The sequence below is a fragment of the Nitratireductor rhodophyticola genome, from assembly GCF_019891355.1.
GTDB lineage: Bacteria > Pseudomonadota > Alphaproteobacteria > Rhizobiales > Rhizobiaceae > Nitratireductor > Nitratireductor rhodophyticola.
Map to the genome: position 1 here is coordinate 831,886 of NZ_JAHSSF010000003.1, position 16,013 is coordinate 847,898.

The 16,013-nt window shown below is 61.7% G+C and carries 12 protein-coding genes; 10 read left to right on the plus strand and 2 right to left on the minus strand.

Annotation, left to right across the window (positions count from 1 at the left end):
• Positions 1 to 42 precede the first annotated feature (42 nt).
• Positions 43 to 4,206 (plus strand): cytochrome P450, encoded by a 4,164-nt coding sequence (locus tag KUG85_RS15125; RefSeq protein WP_223005787.1) that lies wholly within the window; start codon positions 43 to 45, stop codon positions 4,204 to 4,206.
• Here the strand turns inward: KUG85_RS15125 and KUG85_RS15130 are convergent, their stop codons facing one another.
• On the minus strand, positions 4,207 to 4,902 hold the full coding sequence (locus KUG85_RS15130; RefSeq protein WP_407673673.1) for a Crp/Fnr family transcriptional regulator: 696 nt from the start codon (positions 4,900 to 4,902) through the stop codon (positions 4,207 to 4,209).
• Between the two features lie 391 nt (positions 4,903 to 5,293).
• On the opposite strand from KUG85_RS15130, the gene KUG85_RS15135 reads away from it, so the two are divergent.
• From KUG85_RS15135 to KUG85_RS15170, 8 genes are all read left to right on the plus strand, one after another.
• Positions 5,294 to 6,880: a peptide ABC transporter substrate-binding protein gene (locus KUG85_RS15135; protein ID WP_065816618.1), complete on the plus strand. Its 1,587-nt coding sequence runs from the start codon at positions 5,294 to 5,296 to the stop codon at positions 6,878 to 6,880.
• Positions 6,881 to 6,954: 74 nt separating this feature from the next.
• A complete protein-coding gene (gene oppB, locus KUG85_RS15140) occupies positions 6,955 to 7,872 on the plus strand; it encodes an oligopeptide ABC transporter permease OppB (protein WP_223005789.1) in 918 nt (305 codons plus the stop codon).
• Entirely contained in the window at positions 7,865 to 9,007 is a 1,143-nt protein-coding gene (locus KUG85_RS15145) for an ABC transporter permease (protein WP_065816616.1), read from the plus strand. The genes oppB and KUG85_RS15145 overlap by 8 nt, the downstream gene beginning before the upstream one ends.
• Before the next feature lies 1 nt (position 9,008).
• The gene (locus KUG85_RS15150; protein WP_083212980.1) at positions 9,009 to 10,649 is read left to right on the plus strand and encodes an ABC transporter ATP-binding protein; all 1,641 of its coding nucleotides are present in this window, start codon (positions 9,009 to 9,011) and stop codon (positions 10,647 to 10,649) included.
• A gap of 543 nt (positions 10,650 to 11,192) precedes the next feature.
• Positions 11,193 to 12,212 (plus strand): TRAP transporter substrate-binding protein, encoded by a 1,020-nt coding sequence (locus tag KUG85_RS15155; RefSeq protein ID WP_065816615.1) that lies wholly within the window; start codon positions 11,193 to 11,195, stop codon positions 12,210 to 12,212.
• Positions 12,213 to 12,289: 77 nt separating this feature from the next.
• A complete protein-coding gene (locus KUG85_RS15160) occupies positions 12,290 to 12,886 on the plus strand; it encodes a TRAP transporter small permease (protein ID WP_223005790.1) in 597 nt (198 codons plus the stop codon).
• 14 nt (positions 12,887 to 12,900) lie between these two features.
• Entirely contained in the window at positions 12,901 to 14,184 is a 1,284-nt protein-coding gene (locus KUG85_RS15165; protein WP_223005791.1) for a TRAP transporter large permease, read from the plus strand.
• A 10-nt stretch (positions 14,185 to 14,194) separates the two neighbouring features.
• A complete protein-coding gene (locus tag KUG85_RS15170) occupies positions 14,195 to 14,632 on the plus strand; it encodes a universal stress protein (protein WP_223005792.1) in 438 nt (145 codons plus the stop codon).
• Positions 14,633 to 14,733: 101 nt separating this feature from the next.
• On the opposite strand, the gene KUG85_RS15175 is transcribed toward KUG85_RS15170, so the two are convergent.
• Positions 14,734 to 14,913 (minus strand): hypothetical protein, encoded by a 180-nt coding sequence (locus KUG85_RS15175; protein ID WP_040665184.1) that lies wholly within the window; start codon positions 14,911 to 14,913, stop codon positions 14,734 to 14,736.
• A gap of 161 nt (positions 14,914 to 15,074) precedes the next feature.
• Between KUG85_RS15175 and KUG85_RS15180 the strand changes: the two genes are divergently transcribed.
• The gene (locus KUG85_RS15180) at positions 15,075 to 15,995 is read left to right on the plus strand and encodes a LysR family transcriptional regulator (protein ID WP_065816611.1); all 921 of its coding nucleotides are present in this window, start codon (positions 15,075 to 15,077) and stop codon (positions 15,993 to 15,995) included.
• Positions 15,996 to 16,013: the final 18 nt, after the last annotated feature.

Consider the following 16,013-nt stretch of genomic DNA (forward strand, 5'->3'; position numbering starts at 1 on the left):
CGCGCATTCACGCGTAGGCCTTTGCCGTCCGAGGGGAACGCAATGGCGACGACAAAGTATTTCGACGGAGTGCGCGAGGCGCAGCGCACCCAGGGGCCGGTGGCCGACATGCCGCCGTTCGATATCGAGCGGATTCGTGCGAAGGGCTGGCGCGCGAAACTCACCAGCTACGTTCTGGAGAACCCGCGCTGGGCGCTCGGCCTGTTGCGGCGATTTCATCCCGTACTCAAACTCGGTGGTTTCGTTCTCGTCACGCGCAGCGAGGACGTACGCGAGGTACTGGAGCGCCAGGACGTGTTCCAGACCCCCTACGGCCTGGAGATGGCGGAAATCGCCGGCGGAACGAACTTCATTCTCGGCATGCAGGACGGGCCGGACTACCGGCGTATGAAGTCGACCGTGCTGTCCGCTTTCCCAGTGGACGAGGTGGAAAGCTTGGTGCGCCCGCTAGCGGCACGGCACGCCGAGCGTATCATGCGCCGCGCCGCGCCCCGTTTCGACGCGGTGGATGCGCTTTTGCGCGTTGTTCCGGTGCGCATCTGCCGCGATTATTTCGGCATTCTGATCGATGATGAGGACGCGTTCTCCGACTGGGCCAATGCCCTGAGCGGGCTGTTCTTCGCCGATCCCGGCGCGGACCCGGTGACGCGGGAACTGGCGGTGGTTGCCGCAGACCGTGTACGGGGTGCAATCGACCGTTCCATCACGGCAGTGCGCGAGGGGGCGGTGGGCGGTTCCACACCGCTTGGCCGCCTCGTCGGGATGCTCGACGCGGAAGACCCGCAGGTCAGCCTCGGCGATATCCATGCCATCATGCTGGGCATGATTGCCGGCTTCACGCCGACCAATCTTCTGGCGAGCGGCAATTGCCTTGATGTCGTGCTTTCCAGACCCGAGGCGCGGCAGGCGGTGGAAGAGGCGGTCGCAGCCGGCGACAATGCGCGTCTCGAACGCGCCATCCTTGAGGCGATGCGCTTCAAGCCCATCTGGGTCGGCCCGTTCCGTTACACGGCGCGCGATGCGGTGATCGCCAAAGGGACACGGCGGGAGCGGAAGATCAAGGCTGGCACAACAGTCATGCCGGCGACACTCTCGGCCATGTTCGACCCCGCGGCGGTGCGCGAACCGGAGCGCTTCGACATGGAGCGGCCCGCGCGGGACTACATGGTCTTCGGTCACGGCATTCACCAGTGCATCGGTGCGGCGATAGCCCGGATTCAGATTGCCGAGTGCTTTCGCGCGCTCTTCTCAAAGCCCGGGCTGCAGCGTGCCGGCGGGAAAGACGGGCGCCTGAAGCGGCTCGGAGCCTATCCCGAAAGCCTCATGGTCTGTTTTGATCCGGCCCCGCTTTCAAGGACGGTCGAACACACCATGGTGACGGCTGTGATCCCCTGCGCCAGGGATACGCCGATGGATGCCCTGCGCGCGAAGGTCGACGCGCTCGGCAATCCGGCGGGAGAGTCGATGAAGAGCGCGCTGGACGAAAGCGGCGTGATTCACTTCGCCAGCATCGCCGTGATCGACGGGCAAGACGATGAAGTGGCGAACAGCGCCGGCCATCTGGTCATTGAACTGTCGGGTGACGGCACGAAAGGCGATGTCGTGGATGCCTTTGTGAACGCCACCGAACCCGTGTTGCGCGATCTCCTTGCCATGGCATGTGGAACGACCGGGCACCGGCCTGCCGGCGTGCTGATCCGTGAGAGCGCACTGGATATCTCTCCGACCTTCGGCAGCGATGCCGGGCTCGTGTTCTCGGGCACGCCCGGTCATTCGGTCCAGCGCATCCGGGCAGAGGCGGAACTGGAGGAGGCCGCACGTGCGGAAATCGCAGCGGCGCCTGACGGTGCCGAGGCTGGTACAATTCTTGATCGGGTAAGGCAGAAGCTCATGGGCGAAGGGCGCTTCGACTGGGCATTCGAGCCCGCCGAAACGCTTCTGGAAAAGCCGGCGGGCAGTGTTGCCAGCGCGGTGAAGCGAACATTGCGCGCGCCGAAGGTTCTGGTGACGGTCACCGTCACGCTCCTGATCTGCCTCGCCATCACCTATTCGCTGGTGTTCGGCTATGCACCCGGCTTCTTTCGCAATCTGCTGATCGTCGGCACCTCCATCGTGCTCACCCTGATCGGTGTCACAATGCTGCTTGCCTTCATCGGCGGGCTTCTGATCCTCTATCTGCGGCACCTTGAAAAACGTGATGTTCCGACCGACCGGAACGCGGACCTGGCGCTTCTGGAAGAGATCGCAAAGCGCGAGAACCACCTGGCGCAGAACCACCTGACAGCCGTATCCACACTGAAGGGAGGCTGGCTGAGGCGTCTTTCGCTCCGGCTCTCCTTCTACCTGATCTCGATCATGGCGCGGCAGGTGTTCCGGCCCGGATACCTCGCCGACATCAACACGATCCACTTCGCCCGCTGGGTGCTCCTGCCGGCAACGAAACAGCTTGTCTTCCTGAGCAATTACGGCGGCAGCTGGGAGAGTTATCTGGAGGATTTCATCACCAAGGCCCATGCCGGCCTGACCGGGGTCTGGAGCAATACGGCAGGCTTTCCGAAAACGCGCATGCTGTTCCGTGACGGGGCGACCGATGGCGACCGTTTCAAGCGCTGGGCGCGGGCACAGCAGGTGCCGACGCTCTTCTGGTATGCGGCCTATCCCGGCCTCACCACCAGCCGCATCCGCATCAATTCGCTGATCCGCAGTGGGATAGCGAAAGCGGAAACCGAAAGCGAAGCGCGCGACTGGCTGCGGCTCTTCGGTTCGCAACCGCGCCCGCGCGATACACTTGAAACCGAAGAGATCCAGTCGATCTTCTTCGGACCCCTTGGCCCGCTCGCGAAAGCGGAAATGCTCGCCTTCCATATCCCGGCGGACCTGCCGCGCGCTGCGCGGCGGGAGTGGTTGGCGTTTTTGCTGGAACGCACCAGTTTCGGCAATCAGCTTCCGCCCGAGCGGGCCATGATCACCCTTCTTGGGCCGGAAGGGCTGAGACGGCTGGGCCTGGGGGAACGCCCGGGCGATGACCGTCTGGACGGATTTCCGGCCGCCTTTCGGCAGGGCATGGCGACTGAGGCGCGCAGCCGCGTTCTCGACGATATCGGCAAGAGCGCGCCGGAGCGCTGGGCCTGGGGCTCGCAGGAGAAGCCGGTCGATGTGGCTGTCGTCTGCTATGCGGGCAGTTATGAAACGCTCGATACGGACATCCAGTCCCTGCTGCATGCAACGGACAAAGCCGGCGTGCAGCGCGTTGCGCAGCTCCCCCTCGAGATCAGGAGAGAAGGCAGGCACGCGGTCGAGCATTTCGGGTTCGCCGACGGCATATCCCAGCCCATCGTGCGCGGCACGCCGCGTGCAAACGGGAGCACATCGTCCATGCACCTCATCGAACCCGGCGAGTTCGTGCTTGGCTATCCGGATGAGAACGGGTTCTATCCGCCCTCTCCAACCGTCGCCGAAGCCGAGGACAGCGAGGGCATACTCCCGGCGCTGGAGAGTGGAGATGAAGCGCCGCTCTTCGGCAGGAAGACGACCATGCGCGATTTCGGACGCAATGGCAGTTTCATGGTGATCCGCCAGCTCGAGCAGCATGTTTCGACCTTCAACACCTATTGCCGGCACGCGGCCGAGGCGCTGCGCACCGAGACGGGCAACGCCGCGGTCGATTCGAAGTGGATCGCGGCCAAGATGGTCGGGCGCTGGCACGACGGCACTTCGCTGGTGCGCAATCCCAATGGCCGCCCGGACCGTGAACCCGACAACGACTTCACCTTCGCCGCCGAAGATCCACAGGGGCTCCATTGCCCGCTTGGCTCCCATGTGCGCCGCTCGAACCCGAGAGACTCGCTCGGGGACGATCCCGAAACCCAGCTCAGGATCAACAACCGCCATCGCATCCTGCGTTGCGGCCGCACCTATAAAAACGGTCAGGAGGCGGGGCTGCTCTTCATGTGTCTCAATGCCGATATCGAGCGGCAATACGAGTTCATGCAGCAGAGCTGGGTGTCGTCATCCTTCTTTCAGGGGCTGACGGACGAGAAGGATCCGACCATCGGCGCCAATGAAGGCAAGGGGCGTTTTTCCATCCCGATGGATGAGGGGCGGCTGGTTCTGCGTGATCTGCCAGGCTTCGTGACGACGCGCGGCGGCGGCTATTTCTTCATGCCGAGCCGGTCGAGCCTGCGTTATCTCCTGTCCAGATTGTGATCATTCGTCGTCCAGATGGACGATCTCCTGCAGGCCCGCCCGCGAGACCAGCCTGATGGCGCCGCGCCTGATGGCAATCAGCTCTTCGTTGCGCCAGGCATTGAGCATCTTGTTCACGGATTCGCGCGTCGCGCCGAGAAAGGCGGCGAGCTCGGACTGGGAAATCCTGATCCAGCCGCCCTCGTCGGCGAGCCTGTCGCCGAGCAGGAGAAGGCGTTTGGCAAGCCGCGCCTCCACCTTGAGCAGCGCCTGGTCATTGCGTTCATTGCTGATCCAGCGCAGGCGTGCGCACAGGAGTTCGATCATCGTCAGCGCCAGCGAGGCATCTTCTGCGAGCTTTCGCATCAGCTGCGTTCGGCTCAGCGACACCAGTTCGCAATCGGTCAGGCAGATGGCGCTTGCCGTTCGGGCACCGCCGTCGAGCGCGCCGATCTCGCCGATGAGGCTGCGCGAAAGCTCGATATTGGCGACGAGCTTGCGGCCGCTGATGGAATAGGTGGAAATCTCCACCGTGCCCGATACGACGCCGTAGATTCGGTCTGCCGGGTCTTCGTGCATAAAGAGATAGTCGCCTGCCCTGTAGCGCTCGGGGCGGCAGTGGCTGAACAGCGTCTCGAAGTGCGTCGGACACAGATTGGCCGCCTCCCTGGGCGGCGTGCTCTCCCGTACGATTTGCGGTGTGTCCGAGTTTTCCAAGAGACCCCACGCAGGCTTGCGATTGTTATGCTTGATAATGATTTGCGTTGCCGCGTCCGTCAACGCAGCACGCATGCGCCGCGAGGCCCGGCTGGCGTCCTTCTGCACCCGCAAGTCCGCCGTGGGACGCGGCGTGCGATGCACTCTATGCATACACACCGTTGTATGGCCGACCGTCGGGATACCCTGATGCTTCGGGTGGATTGCCTCGGCTTTTAGGTAATTTTGTTTCTAAGGATAGTGCATCCTCGCGGGGATTGTTGCGCATTTCTTGCAACCTTTGGGAAATGCACCCAAAAGCGTTTGACGTATACGGCATTTCGTTGCCAAATGCCGCCTCTCTCATCCTTTGGTTGGATGACAAGCAAGCAAGAAAATGGGAGTGCGGGAAATGTTGAAATCCCTGGTACGGCCGCTGCTCGCGGGCACAATTCTGGTGTCGTCGGTGATGGCAGCCTCTGCCGTTACATATGTGCGCGGCAACGATGGCGATCCGGAAACGCTGGACCAGCACAAGACGTCGCTGGTGGCTGAAGCCCACCTGATGCGCGATCTCTACGAAGGCCTGGTTGTCTATGATGCCAGCGCCAAGATTATTCCAGGCGTGGCCGAGGAATGGAGCGTTTCCGACGACGGAACGGTCTACACCTTCAACCTGCGCGAAGACGCGAAATGGTCGAATGGTGACCCGGTGGTGGCCGAGGATTTTGTCTTCTCCCTGCGCCGCATCATGGCGCCGGACACGGGCGCGAAATACGCAAACATTCTCTACCCGATCAAGAACGCAGAGGCGATCAACAAGGGTGAGATGGAGCCCGATCAGATGGGTGTGAAGGCGGTCGACGACCGCACGCTCGAAATCACGCTCGAGCAGCCGACCCCGTTCTTCCTTGAGCTTCTCACGCACCAGACCGGCCTGCCGGTGAACCCGAAGGCTGTCGAGGCGCATGGCACGGATTTCGTGCAGCCCGAGAACATCGTCACCAACGGCGCCTATAAGCTCGTTTCCTTCACGCCGAACGACAAGATTGTCATGGAAAAGAACGAGAACTTCCATGATGCCGACAGCGTTCAGATTGATCGCATCGAATATATTCCGTTCGAGGACCGCGCCAACTGTGTGCGCCGTTTCGAAGCGGGAGAGGTTATGAGCTGCTCCGATCTGCCGACCGAGCAGATCAAGTCCATGAAGGAGCGCCTGGGCGATCAGGTCCGCATTTCCCCCTATCTGGGCACCTATTACTACTCGCTCAATATGAAGCGCGAAGTGATGTCGGATCCGAAGGTGCGTCAGGCGCTTGCCATGGTCATCGACCGCGAGTTCCTGGGCGACGATATCTGGGCCGGCGCGATGCTGCCCGCTTACGCGCTGGTTCCGCCCGGCATCGGCAACTATGAGGGCGGCGGTTCGCAGGCAGAGTGGGCGGACATGTCCCTGCTCGACCGCGAAGACAAGGCCATCGAACTCATGAAGGAAGCAGGCTACGGTCCGGACAACCCGGTCACGGTCGAGCTTGCCTACAACAACTCCGAGAACCACAAGAACACGGCGGTCGCGATTGCCGACATGTGGAAGCCGCTCGGCGTCAATGTCGAATTCAATGTCCGCGACCTGTCCGCTCACTATGCGAACCTGCGCGACCAGAAGGATTTCGACGTGGCGCGCGCCGGCTGGATCGGCGATTACTCCGACCCGCAGAACTTCCTGTTCCTGGTCGAGAGCGACAACACCGGCTTCAACTACGCCCAGTACGAGAACCCGGACTATGACGCACTGATGGACAAGGCCGCTGCCGAGACCGATCTGGTCAAGCGCGCCGAGATCCTGCGTGAAGCCGAAGCGATGTTCATGGCAGACATGCCCTACATCCCGCTTCTCTTCTACTCGTCCCTGTCTCTGGTGTCGCCCAAGCTCAAGGGCTGGGAAGACAACATTCAGAACGTCCATGGGACGCGCTTCATGAGCATCAGCGAATAACAACAGCGTTCGATATCCCCGCCCGGTCCTACAGAGGGCCGGGCGGCATCGAACCGACATGAGAGTTGGTAGCGATGCTCGGTTATGCCGTGCGCCGTCTTCTCGGCGCGATTCCGACCCTGTTCCTGATCGTCACTTTCGCCTTCTTCCTGATGCGGGTGGCGCCGGGCGGTCCCTTCGACCGCGAGCGCACGCTGGAAGCGAAGGTCCTGGAAAACCTGAACCGCGTTTTCCACCTCGATAAGCCTGTCTGGGAACAGTATTTCTATTATCTCGGCAATCTCGCCCGTGGCGATCTGGGGCCGAGTTTCATCTATCGAGATTTCTCCGTTCAGCAATTGATCGGCAATGGTCTGCCCGTGTCCATCCAGCTCGGTGGCATGGCCCTGCTCGTTGCGCTGCTGATCGGCTGCGTGCTCGGCAGCATTGCCGCGCTGCGCCAGAATTCATGGATCGACTATTCGGTCATCGCGGTTGCCACATTCGGCATCACCGTGCCGAACTTCGTGGTCGCCCCGCTTCTGTCGCTCATTTTTGGCGTGTGGTTCAGCCTGTTGCCGGCCGGCGGCTGGAACAGTCCTGAATCCATGGTGCTGCCCGTCATCACGCTCGCCCTGCCGCAGGTGGCAATCATCGCCCGCCTGATACGCGGCTCTATGATCGAGGCGCTTCGCTCCGACCATGTGCGCACCGCGCGTGCCTATGGCCTGCCGACGCGCATGATCGTGGTCGTTCATGCGCTGCGGGCGGCCTGTCTGCCGGTGATTTCCTATCTGGGGCCTGCCGCAGCCGCGCTTCTGACGGGTTCCGTGGTGGTGGAAACCATCTTCGGCCTGCCGGGCATCGGCCGTTACTTCGTTCAGGGCGCCCTGAACCGCGATTACACGCTGGTCATGGGCACCGTCATCATCATCGCCGTCTTCGTGGTGGTCTTCAATCTGATCGTCGACCTCCTCTATGCGGCGCTGGATCCGAGAGTGCGTTATGACTGACATCGCCACCGGCCAACTGCCGCCCGAGGGCGAGCTGCCGACCACCAGGAGCCGCTCGCTCTGGGAAACGGCTTTCATGCGGCTGCGCAGAAACCGCGCCGCCATGGCCAGCCTCTTCATCCTTATCCTGTTCGTGTTTGCGGGCATTTTCGGTCCGATGCTGGCGCCGCATCCCTATGCGCGCGTCTATTCGGACTTCGTGAAGGTGCCGGCCAGCCTCGAGCCCTATCCGCGTCAGGCTGAGATCGTGCCACTGGCCGAATCCGCCCTGTCGCGGGCGCGGCTTGAAACCAGCTCCATCGAGCTTGATGGCAACACGCTGCGCATCGAAGCAACATCCAGCCGCGAGATCGATCCGCGCGTGACGCGCTATCTCGACCGCTCGGATCTGTTTTCGAACGCCCGCGTGGTCGAGCAGGCGGGCGACAACAAGTCAATCGTCATGGAGGCGGACGTTCAGCGTCTGCGCTTCATATTCGGAACGGATGCGAACGGGCGCGACCTGTTTTCACGCGTGCTGATCTCCATCCGCATCTCGTTGATGATCGGCGCACTCGCCACCGGCGTGGCGCTGTTGATCGGCGTGATCTACGGAGCCACCGCCGGCTTCCTGGGCGGGCGCATCGACAACGTCATGATGCGCATCGTCGACATATTGTACTCGCTGCCCTTCACCTTCTTCGCCATCCTTCTGGTGGTGTTCTTCGGGCGAAACGTGGTGCTGATGTTCATTGCCGTCGGCGCGGTCGAGTGGCTGGACATGGCGCGCATTGTGCGTGGGCAGACCATCGCGCTGAGAAGGCGTGAGTTCGTGCAGGCGGCCGAGGCGCTGGGCGTGGGCTCTCGTGGCATCCTGAAGCGCCACATCATCCCCAACACGCTCGGCCCGGTGATCATCTACATGACGCTGCTGGTGCCCAAGGTCATTCTTCTGGAGAGCTTCCTTTCCTTCCTTGGCCTTGGCGTGCAGGAGCCGCTCACCAGTCTGGGCGTGCTCATTTCCGAAGGTGCGCGCAACATGCGCGGTGCGGCCTACATGCTGCTTTATCCGTCGCTGGCGCTCACAGCGCTTCTCTTCGCGCTCAACTTCCTGGGCGATGGCCTGCGCGATGCGCTCGATCCGAAGGACCGGTGACATGATGAAGCAGAACGAGGAACGCATCTTCGATATCCGCGACATCCGCGTCACCTTCGACACGCCCGATGGCGCAGTCGAAGCGGTGCGGGGCGTGGATATGCATGTGAACGCCGGCGAAACGGTCGCCGTCGTGGGCGAATCGGGATCCGGCAAGAGCCAGATCATGATGGCGGCGATGGGGCTTCTGGCCTCCAATGGCTCCGTCTCCGGCTCCGTCACCTATCGCGGGCAGGAACTCATCGGCCTGCCGCGCGCGAAGCTCAACAGGATCCGCGGCGCCAAGGTCACCATGATCTTCCAGGAGCCGATGACCTCGCTTGATCCGCTCTACACGATCGAGCGGCAGATATGCGAGCCGATCCGGGTTCACGGCGGGCTTTCGGCCGGGGCGGCGCGCCAGCGCGCGCTGGAGTTGCTTAAACTCGTCCACATTCCCGATCCCGAACGCCGGCTGAAGTCCTATCCGCACGAGCTTTCGGGCGGCCAGCGCCAGCGCGTGATGATCGCCATGGCGCTCGCCAATGATCCGGATCTGTTGATCGCCGATGAGCCGACAACCGCACTTGACGTGACCATCCAGGCCGAGATTCTCGGACTGCTGGCCGAACTGCAGAAGAAGCTCGGCATGGCCATCCTCTTCATCACCCACGATCTCGGCATCGTCGAGGCCTTTGCCGACCGCGTCTATGTGATGCAGAAAGGGCTCGTGGTCGAGACCGGCGGGACGGAAGACATTTTCCAGCGGCCGCAGAAGGATTACACGAAGATGCTGCTGGCCGCCGAACCGGAGGGCCACAAGCCGCCGGTGGGCGATGACCAGCCAATCCTGCTCGATGCCAGGGATATGTGCGTGACCTTCACCATCAAGGGTGGCTTCCTGTCCGGTCCGGGCTACGAGGTGAAGGCGGTGCAGAATGTCGGGCTGACATTGCGGGCCGGCCAGACCATCGGCATCGTCGGGGAATCGGGGTCGGGCAAGTCCACGCTTGGCCGGGCGCTCCTGCAGCTTCTGCCCTCCGAGGGGCGGGTGGTCTATCAGGGCACGTCCATTCAGGGGTTTGACCGCGCGGCCATGCGACCGTTCCGGCGCAATCTGCAGATGGTGTTTCAGGATCCCTATGGTTCGCTCAGCCCCCGCATGACCGTGGGCGAGATCATCACCGAGGGGCTTTTGGTGCATGAGCCGAGCCTGTCCGGGCGCGAGCGCGACAGGCGCGCCATTCAGGCGCTGGAAGAGGTTGGGCTCGATCCATCCATGCGCAACCGCTTCCCACACGAGTTTTCAGGCGGTCAGCGTCAGCGCATCGCCATCGCCCGCGCGGTGATCCTGAAACCCACCGTGATCGTTCTGGACGAGCCGACCTCGGCGCTCGACCGGTCGGTGCAGAAGCAGATCATCACCCTGCTTAGGCGCATTCAGGAAAGCCACAACCTGTCCTTCATCTTCATCAGCCACGATCTGGCTGTGGTGAAGGCGCTCTCCGACTATGCGATCGTGATGCGGTCCGGGAAGGTCGTGGAAGAAGGGCCGACCAGCGAGGTCTTCGACAATCCACAGAGCGATTACACGAAGGATTTGATGGAAGCAGCCTTCAACCTTCGGGAAGTTCTGCAGCGTCAGGCAGAGGCGCGTCTCTAGTATTCGATCCGGGCCGCCCGCAGGAATTCGGATGGTTCGGATCCCATTCCTTTCACGTATCCTTGCGGAACAAAACAAATGGTTCCACGGTTCGTGGAACTTTATTCCGTGCTGTGCGTTTTGCCCCTTCAAAACAATCGATTTAACAATCGATTGACTCTGCCGCGTGTCTGTTTCACGCTGGCCGGGTCGAACGACGACAGGGAGCAAGGAGGGGCGTTTGAACGCACTCCAAATGATCGGTTTGAACGTTGGGGCCACACCGGCGCGGTGTGGGCGCCTGCGTGCGTTGTGCCGACACCGGGCGATCATCGCTCCGGACCTGGCGAGTGCCAGTTCGTTCCCCCTGCTTCTCGGGCGCAGCAAGAAGCGACGTCGCAAGTTTCCGGCAAAAGCACGTCTACGCGGCATCGCGACTGTGCCTGGCTGGTTCCCGGCCAGCTGACGACGCTCATTCAAGAACGTCTGCCCGTGCCGCAGCGGCGGCGCGGGGGTGATTATTTTTTGCCTGACCAGTTTGTTAAAAGACCAGAGGAGAACAGAATGCGTTCCATCAAATCCCGCTTAATGGCAGGTCTCGCCAGCACCGCGATCGTGCTGGCCGGTGCCGTCGCAGCTCAGGCGGAGACCTGGAAATACGCCTTCGAAGAAGCGATGACGGACGTTCAGGGCGTTTACGCCCAGAAATTCAAGGAAGAGGTCGAGGCCAATTCGGACCACGAGATACAGCTCTTCCCGTTCGGCACGCTGGGCGAATCCGCCGACATCATGGAGCAGGCCCAGGCCGGCATCCTGCAGTTCGTCGACCAGTCGCCCGGCTTCACCGGCGCGCTTATCCCGGAGGCACAGGTCTTCTTCGTTCCCTACCTGCTTCCGGCCAAGTCGGAAGACCTGGGTGAGTTCTTCCGCAACTCCAAGGCCATCAACGAGATGTTCCCGGAGCTCTATGCAGAGCAGGGCCTCGAGCTTCTCAAGATGTTCCCCGAGGGCGAAGTGGTGATGAACACCAAGGACCCGGTGGAGAAGCCAGAAGACCTCAACGAGGTGAAGTTCCGCGTCATGACCAATCCGCTTCTGGTGGAGAGCTACAAGGCATTCGGCGCGACGCCGACGCCGCTTCCCTGGGGCGAGGTCTATGGCGGTCTCCAGACCAACATCATTCAGGGACAGGAAAACCCGCTCTTCTGGGTCGAGTCCACGAAGATGTATGAAGTGACCGGCGCGATCACGCTCACCGGCCACAACAACTTCACCACCGCCGTGATGGCCAACAAAGACTTCTATGATGGCCTCAGCGACGAGGACAAGAAGGTCGTTCAGGACGCTGCCGATGCGGCATTCGAGCATATTCTCGAATACCAGAAGGGCCTGAGCGAAGAGTCGCTTGCCAAGATCAAGGAAGCCAAGCCCGAGATGACCATCAGCGACCTCACCGAAGAGCAGCGCGCTCCCTTCAAGGAAGCGGCCGCCCAGGTGGAAGCGAAGTTCATCGAGATGACTGGCGACAGCGGCAAGAAGATCCTTGACCAGATGAAGGAAGACCTGAAGGCGGCGACACAATAATCCGCTGCCTTGAGCAATAATAAGCTGGACCCTGCGACCCTTTCCGGTCGCGGGGTTCCGTCATCTCATTGAGGGGAATGAAGATGGGCAGTGAAGACCAGAAATCTGAACCGCACAGCGAACACTACGAATCCACACTGCCCGGCGTGATCGGCATGTTCGACAATGCCATCAGTCGCATAGAATCGGTCATGCTTGCGCTTGGCGTCATGCTCATGGCGGTCAACACAATCGCCAATGTGATCAGCCGCGCCATCGGCAGCACGATCTTCTTTTCCGAGGAGCTCAACCGCATCCTCATCATCCTGATCACTTTCGCCGGCATCGGTTATGCCGCGCGTCACGGCCGTCACATCCGCATGTCGGCGCTCTACGACGCCTTGCCGCCGAAAACCCGCAAGGTGCTGATGATTGTCATCACGGTGATCACCGCGCTCACCATGTTCGCGCTCTGCTATTTCGCCGTCGGCTACATCGCCAAGGTGGCCAAGTCCGGCCGTGTTCTTTCGGCCATGCAGATCCCCGTCTACTGGATCTATCTCTGGGTCCCCGTCGGGTTCTTCATCACCGGTGTGCAATATGCGCTCACCGCGCTGAAGAACGTCGTCCAGAAAGACATCTATCTCTCCACCCATGTGCTGGAGGGGTATGAGGAAGATGAAATCGAGATCTGAGCGGGGCCACGACCATGACACTCAAAATTTCCACCATCATGATCGTGCTGCTGCTGTTCGGCTTCCCGATGATGATTCCGCTCATCTTGGGCGCGGCCTACGGTTTTTACGGTCTTTTCGGCGGTTTCGACCGTATGGACTTCATGGTTCAGCAGATGCTGGCGGGCATTCGCCCGGCCTCGCTCATCGCGGTGCCCATGTTCATCCTCGCCGCCGACATCATGACGCGCGGCCAGTCCGCCGATCGTCTGATCGACATGGTCATGAAGTTTATTGGCCACATCAAGGGCGGCCTTGCCGTCTCCACCGCGACCGCCTGCACGTTGTTCGGCGCGGTGTCTGGCTCGACACAGGCCACGGTGGTCGCGGTCGGCTCGCCGCTGCGCCCGCGCATGCTCAAGGCCGGCTATAACGATTCCTTCGTTCTGGCGCTCATCATCAACGCGAGTGACATCGCCTTCCTGATCCCGCCATCCATCGGCATGATCATCTATGGCGTCGTCTCCAAGACGTCGATTGCCGAGCTGTTCATCGCCGGCATCGGGCCGGGGCTTCTGCTGCTGGTTCTCTTCTCCGCCTATTGCATCGTCTATGCGATCGTGAAGGGCGTGCCGACCGAGCCGAAAGCACCCTGGGGCGAGCGTGTGGCTGCTGTGCGCGCGGCCATCTGGCCACTGTTCTTCCCGGTCATCATCGTTGGCGGCATCTATGGCGGCATTGTCAGCCCCACCGAGGCGGCGGCCATCTGCGTGGCCTATGCGCTGTTCCTGGAGCTGGTGATCTTCCGCTCGCTGAGCGTGGCCGACATCTACAAGATCTCCAAGTCCACCGGCCTCATCACCGCCGTTGTGTTCATTCTCGTCGCTGCCGGCACAGCCTTCTCCTGGGTGATCTCCTTCGCGCAGATCCCGCAGCAGATTCTCGGCGCCATCGGCATTGATGAAATGGGCCCGAAAATGGTGCTCGCCGTCATCTCGATCGCCTTCTTCGTCGGCTGCATGTTCGTCGATCCGATCGTGGTGATCCTCGTTCTGGTGCCGATCTTCGCGCCGGTGGTGGATTCGGTTGGCCTCGACAAGGTTCTCGTCGGCACGATCATCACGCTGCAGGTGGCCATCGGCTCCGCCACGCCACCGTTCGGGTGTGACATCTTCACGGCCATAGCCATCTTCAAGCGACCCTATATGGATGTGATACGGGGCATTCCTCCGTTCACGCTCATCCTGCTCGGCGTTTCGGCTGCGCTGATCTTCATTCCGCAGATCGCGCTGTTCCTGCCCAGCCTGGCATTCGATTAGGAGACGCCCAATGTTCAAAAAGATCCTTGTCCCGGTCGATGGCTCGGAAAATTCGCTGAAGGCGCTTGAAATGGGCGTCAAGATGCAGAAGACCACTGGCGCTGAACTCTTGATGCTGACTGTATTCCGGCATCACAGCCTGCTTGAGGCGTCCATGTCCATGGTGCGGCCCGATGACCCGCAGAACCTCGACGACGCCATGCGCGAGCACGCCAAGGAAATCGCCGATGCCGCCAAGAAGGCGGCAGTGGAAATGGGTGCCGAAAGCCCGCGTGCCTTCGTGAAGAACGGCCAGCCGGCACGCACCATCGTGAAATTCGCCAAGGAGCGTGAGGTGGACCTGATCGTGCTCGGCAGCCGCGGTCTTGGCGATCTGGAAGGCTATCTTCTGGGCAGCGTGTCCCACAAGGTCACGAGCCTTGCCAATTGCCCGGTCATGGTGGTGTGATCGAAGCGGAAGTCCAGATGCAATAAGGGCCGGATCCGCTTTCGGGTCCGGCCCTTATCTTTGGTGTTCCAGAAGCGTTTCGGCGCTCTTTCCTGACAATGTCAAACCGGGTCTGCTCCACCAATTGGCGGTGTGCCGGTCGGCTTGCGCCAGATGTGCCCGATCCGCGTACCAATTGCGGTCAGGGCGTGCTTCAGAACCGTGGAACGGGCCTTGTTCGCCTGCCGCGCATAGCGCTGCAATTCAGGGCTGGAACCAACGCCCACCGTGTAGTGTGACATCAGAACCTCCTTGAGAGGGTTGGCAATGTAGAGAGTCTGCTGCGATGTGCCGCCGGGTTTGACCGGTCAACCCATCGCTACAGTTCCTATTTGGGGTCTACGGCCGCTTTACACAATAGAAATTATTCTTCCCGTTGTGTGCGTTTATGTTACGCTGACCCATGCGACATCGCCTGCCCAATCTCAACGCCGTCAGGGCATTCGACGCGGCAGCCCGGCATCAGAGCTTTTCGCGCGCCGCTGCAGAGCTCGGCGTCACCCATGCGTCGGTCAGCCGATACATCAAGAATCTCGAAGCCGAGCTCGGCATGCCATTGTTCGAGCGCCGACACCGGCAGGTTGCACTCACGCCGGGTGGCGCGCGTTACGCAGAGATTGTCGCCGATGCTCTGATGCTGATTTCGCTCGACACGGGCACGCGTGCCACGCGCAACGCCAAAGGCCGCGTCGTCCTGGAATCGGACTCTGATCTCGCGGCTCTATGGCTCATGCCGCTTCTGACCGACGAAGTGCTGGAGGACCTTGGCATCGAGCTTGAACTGCGCTCCTACCCCGAGCCGCCGCGCACCATCGCACCCGACACCGACCTGGCGCTCACCTGGGGCCGGCTCGATGTGCCGGGGTTCACGCGCGAGCCGTTTCTGGATTTCACGATCTTTCCTGTCTGCGCGCCGGAGCGCGCCGAGCATGTGCGAAGCCGCGGGCTGATCGCCAACAAGCTGATCTACGATCGCGGCGTGAACACATGGGACGAGCTCCTGCGGCGGCAGGGCACGAGCCTCAGCGCCGCATCGGGCCATCTCATCTTCCACCGCACGCAGCTTTGTCTCGAGGCTGCGGCGCGCGGGCTCGGCGTTGCCCTTGGCGATGATGTCTCGGCGGCTGCCATGCTGCGCGACGGTCGGCTGGTGTGTCCGTGCGGCCCTTCCGTCGCAGGCCGCAACAGCTATTACCTGTCCTCCGTATCGCGAGGGCCGGTCAGCCCTTCGGCAGTGGCCATGCGCGCATGGCTTCTGGAAAAGGCAGCCGAGCATGTGCGTTGGGCGGAAAAGGCCGGTTATGCGCTGCCCAAAGAGGGGTGATCGAACGCGGGGTTGGCG

Excerpts from the sequence above, each read along its gene's own strand:
- KUG85_RS15125 (WP_223005787.1), top strand. The coding sequence starts at position 43 with ATGGCGACGACAAAGTATTTCGACGGAGTGCGCGAGGCGCAGCGCACC.
- KUG85_RS15135 (WP_065816618.1), top strand. The coding sequence starts at position 5,294 with ATGTTGAAATCCCTGGTACGGCCGCTGCTCGCGGGCACAATTCTGGTG.
- oppB (WP_223005789.1), top strand. The coding sequence starts at position 6,955 with ATGCTCGGTTATGCCGTGCGCCGTCTTCTCGGCGCGATTCCGACCCTG.
- KUG85_RS15145 (WP_065816616.1), top strand. The coding sequence starts at position 7,865 with ATGACTGACATCGCCACCGGCCAACTGCCGCCCGAGGGCGAGCTGCCG.
- KUG85_RS15150 (WP_083212980.1), top strand. The coding sequence starts at position 9,009 with ATGATGAAGCAGAACGAGGAACGCATCTTCGATATCCGCGACATCCGC.
- KUG85_RS15155 (WP_065816615.1), top strand. The coding sequence starts at position 11,193 with ATGCGTTCCATCAAATCCCGCTTAATGGCAGGTCTCGCCAGCACCGCG.
- KUG85_RS15160 (WP_223005790.1), top strand. The coding sequence starts at position 12,290 with ATGAAGATGGGCAGTGAAGACCAGAAATCTGAACCGCACAGCGAACAC.
- KUG85_RS15165 (WP_223005791.1), top strand. The coding sequence starts at position 12,901 with ATGACACTCAAAATTTCCACCATCATGATCGTGCTGCTGCTGTTCGGC.
- KUG85_RS15170 (WP_223005792.1), top strand. The coding sequence starts at position 14,195 with ATGTTCAAAAAGATCCTTGTCCCGGTCGATGGCTCGGAAAATTCGCTG.
- KUG85_RS15175 (WP_040665184.1), bottom strand. The coding sequence starts at position 14,913 with ATGTCACACTACACGGTGGGCGTTGGTTCCAGCCCTGAATTGCAGCGC.
- KUG85_RS15180 (WP_065816611.1), top strand. The coding sequence starts at position 15,075 with ATGCGACATCGCCTGCCCAATCTCAACGCCGTCAGGGCATTCGACGCG.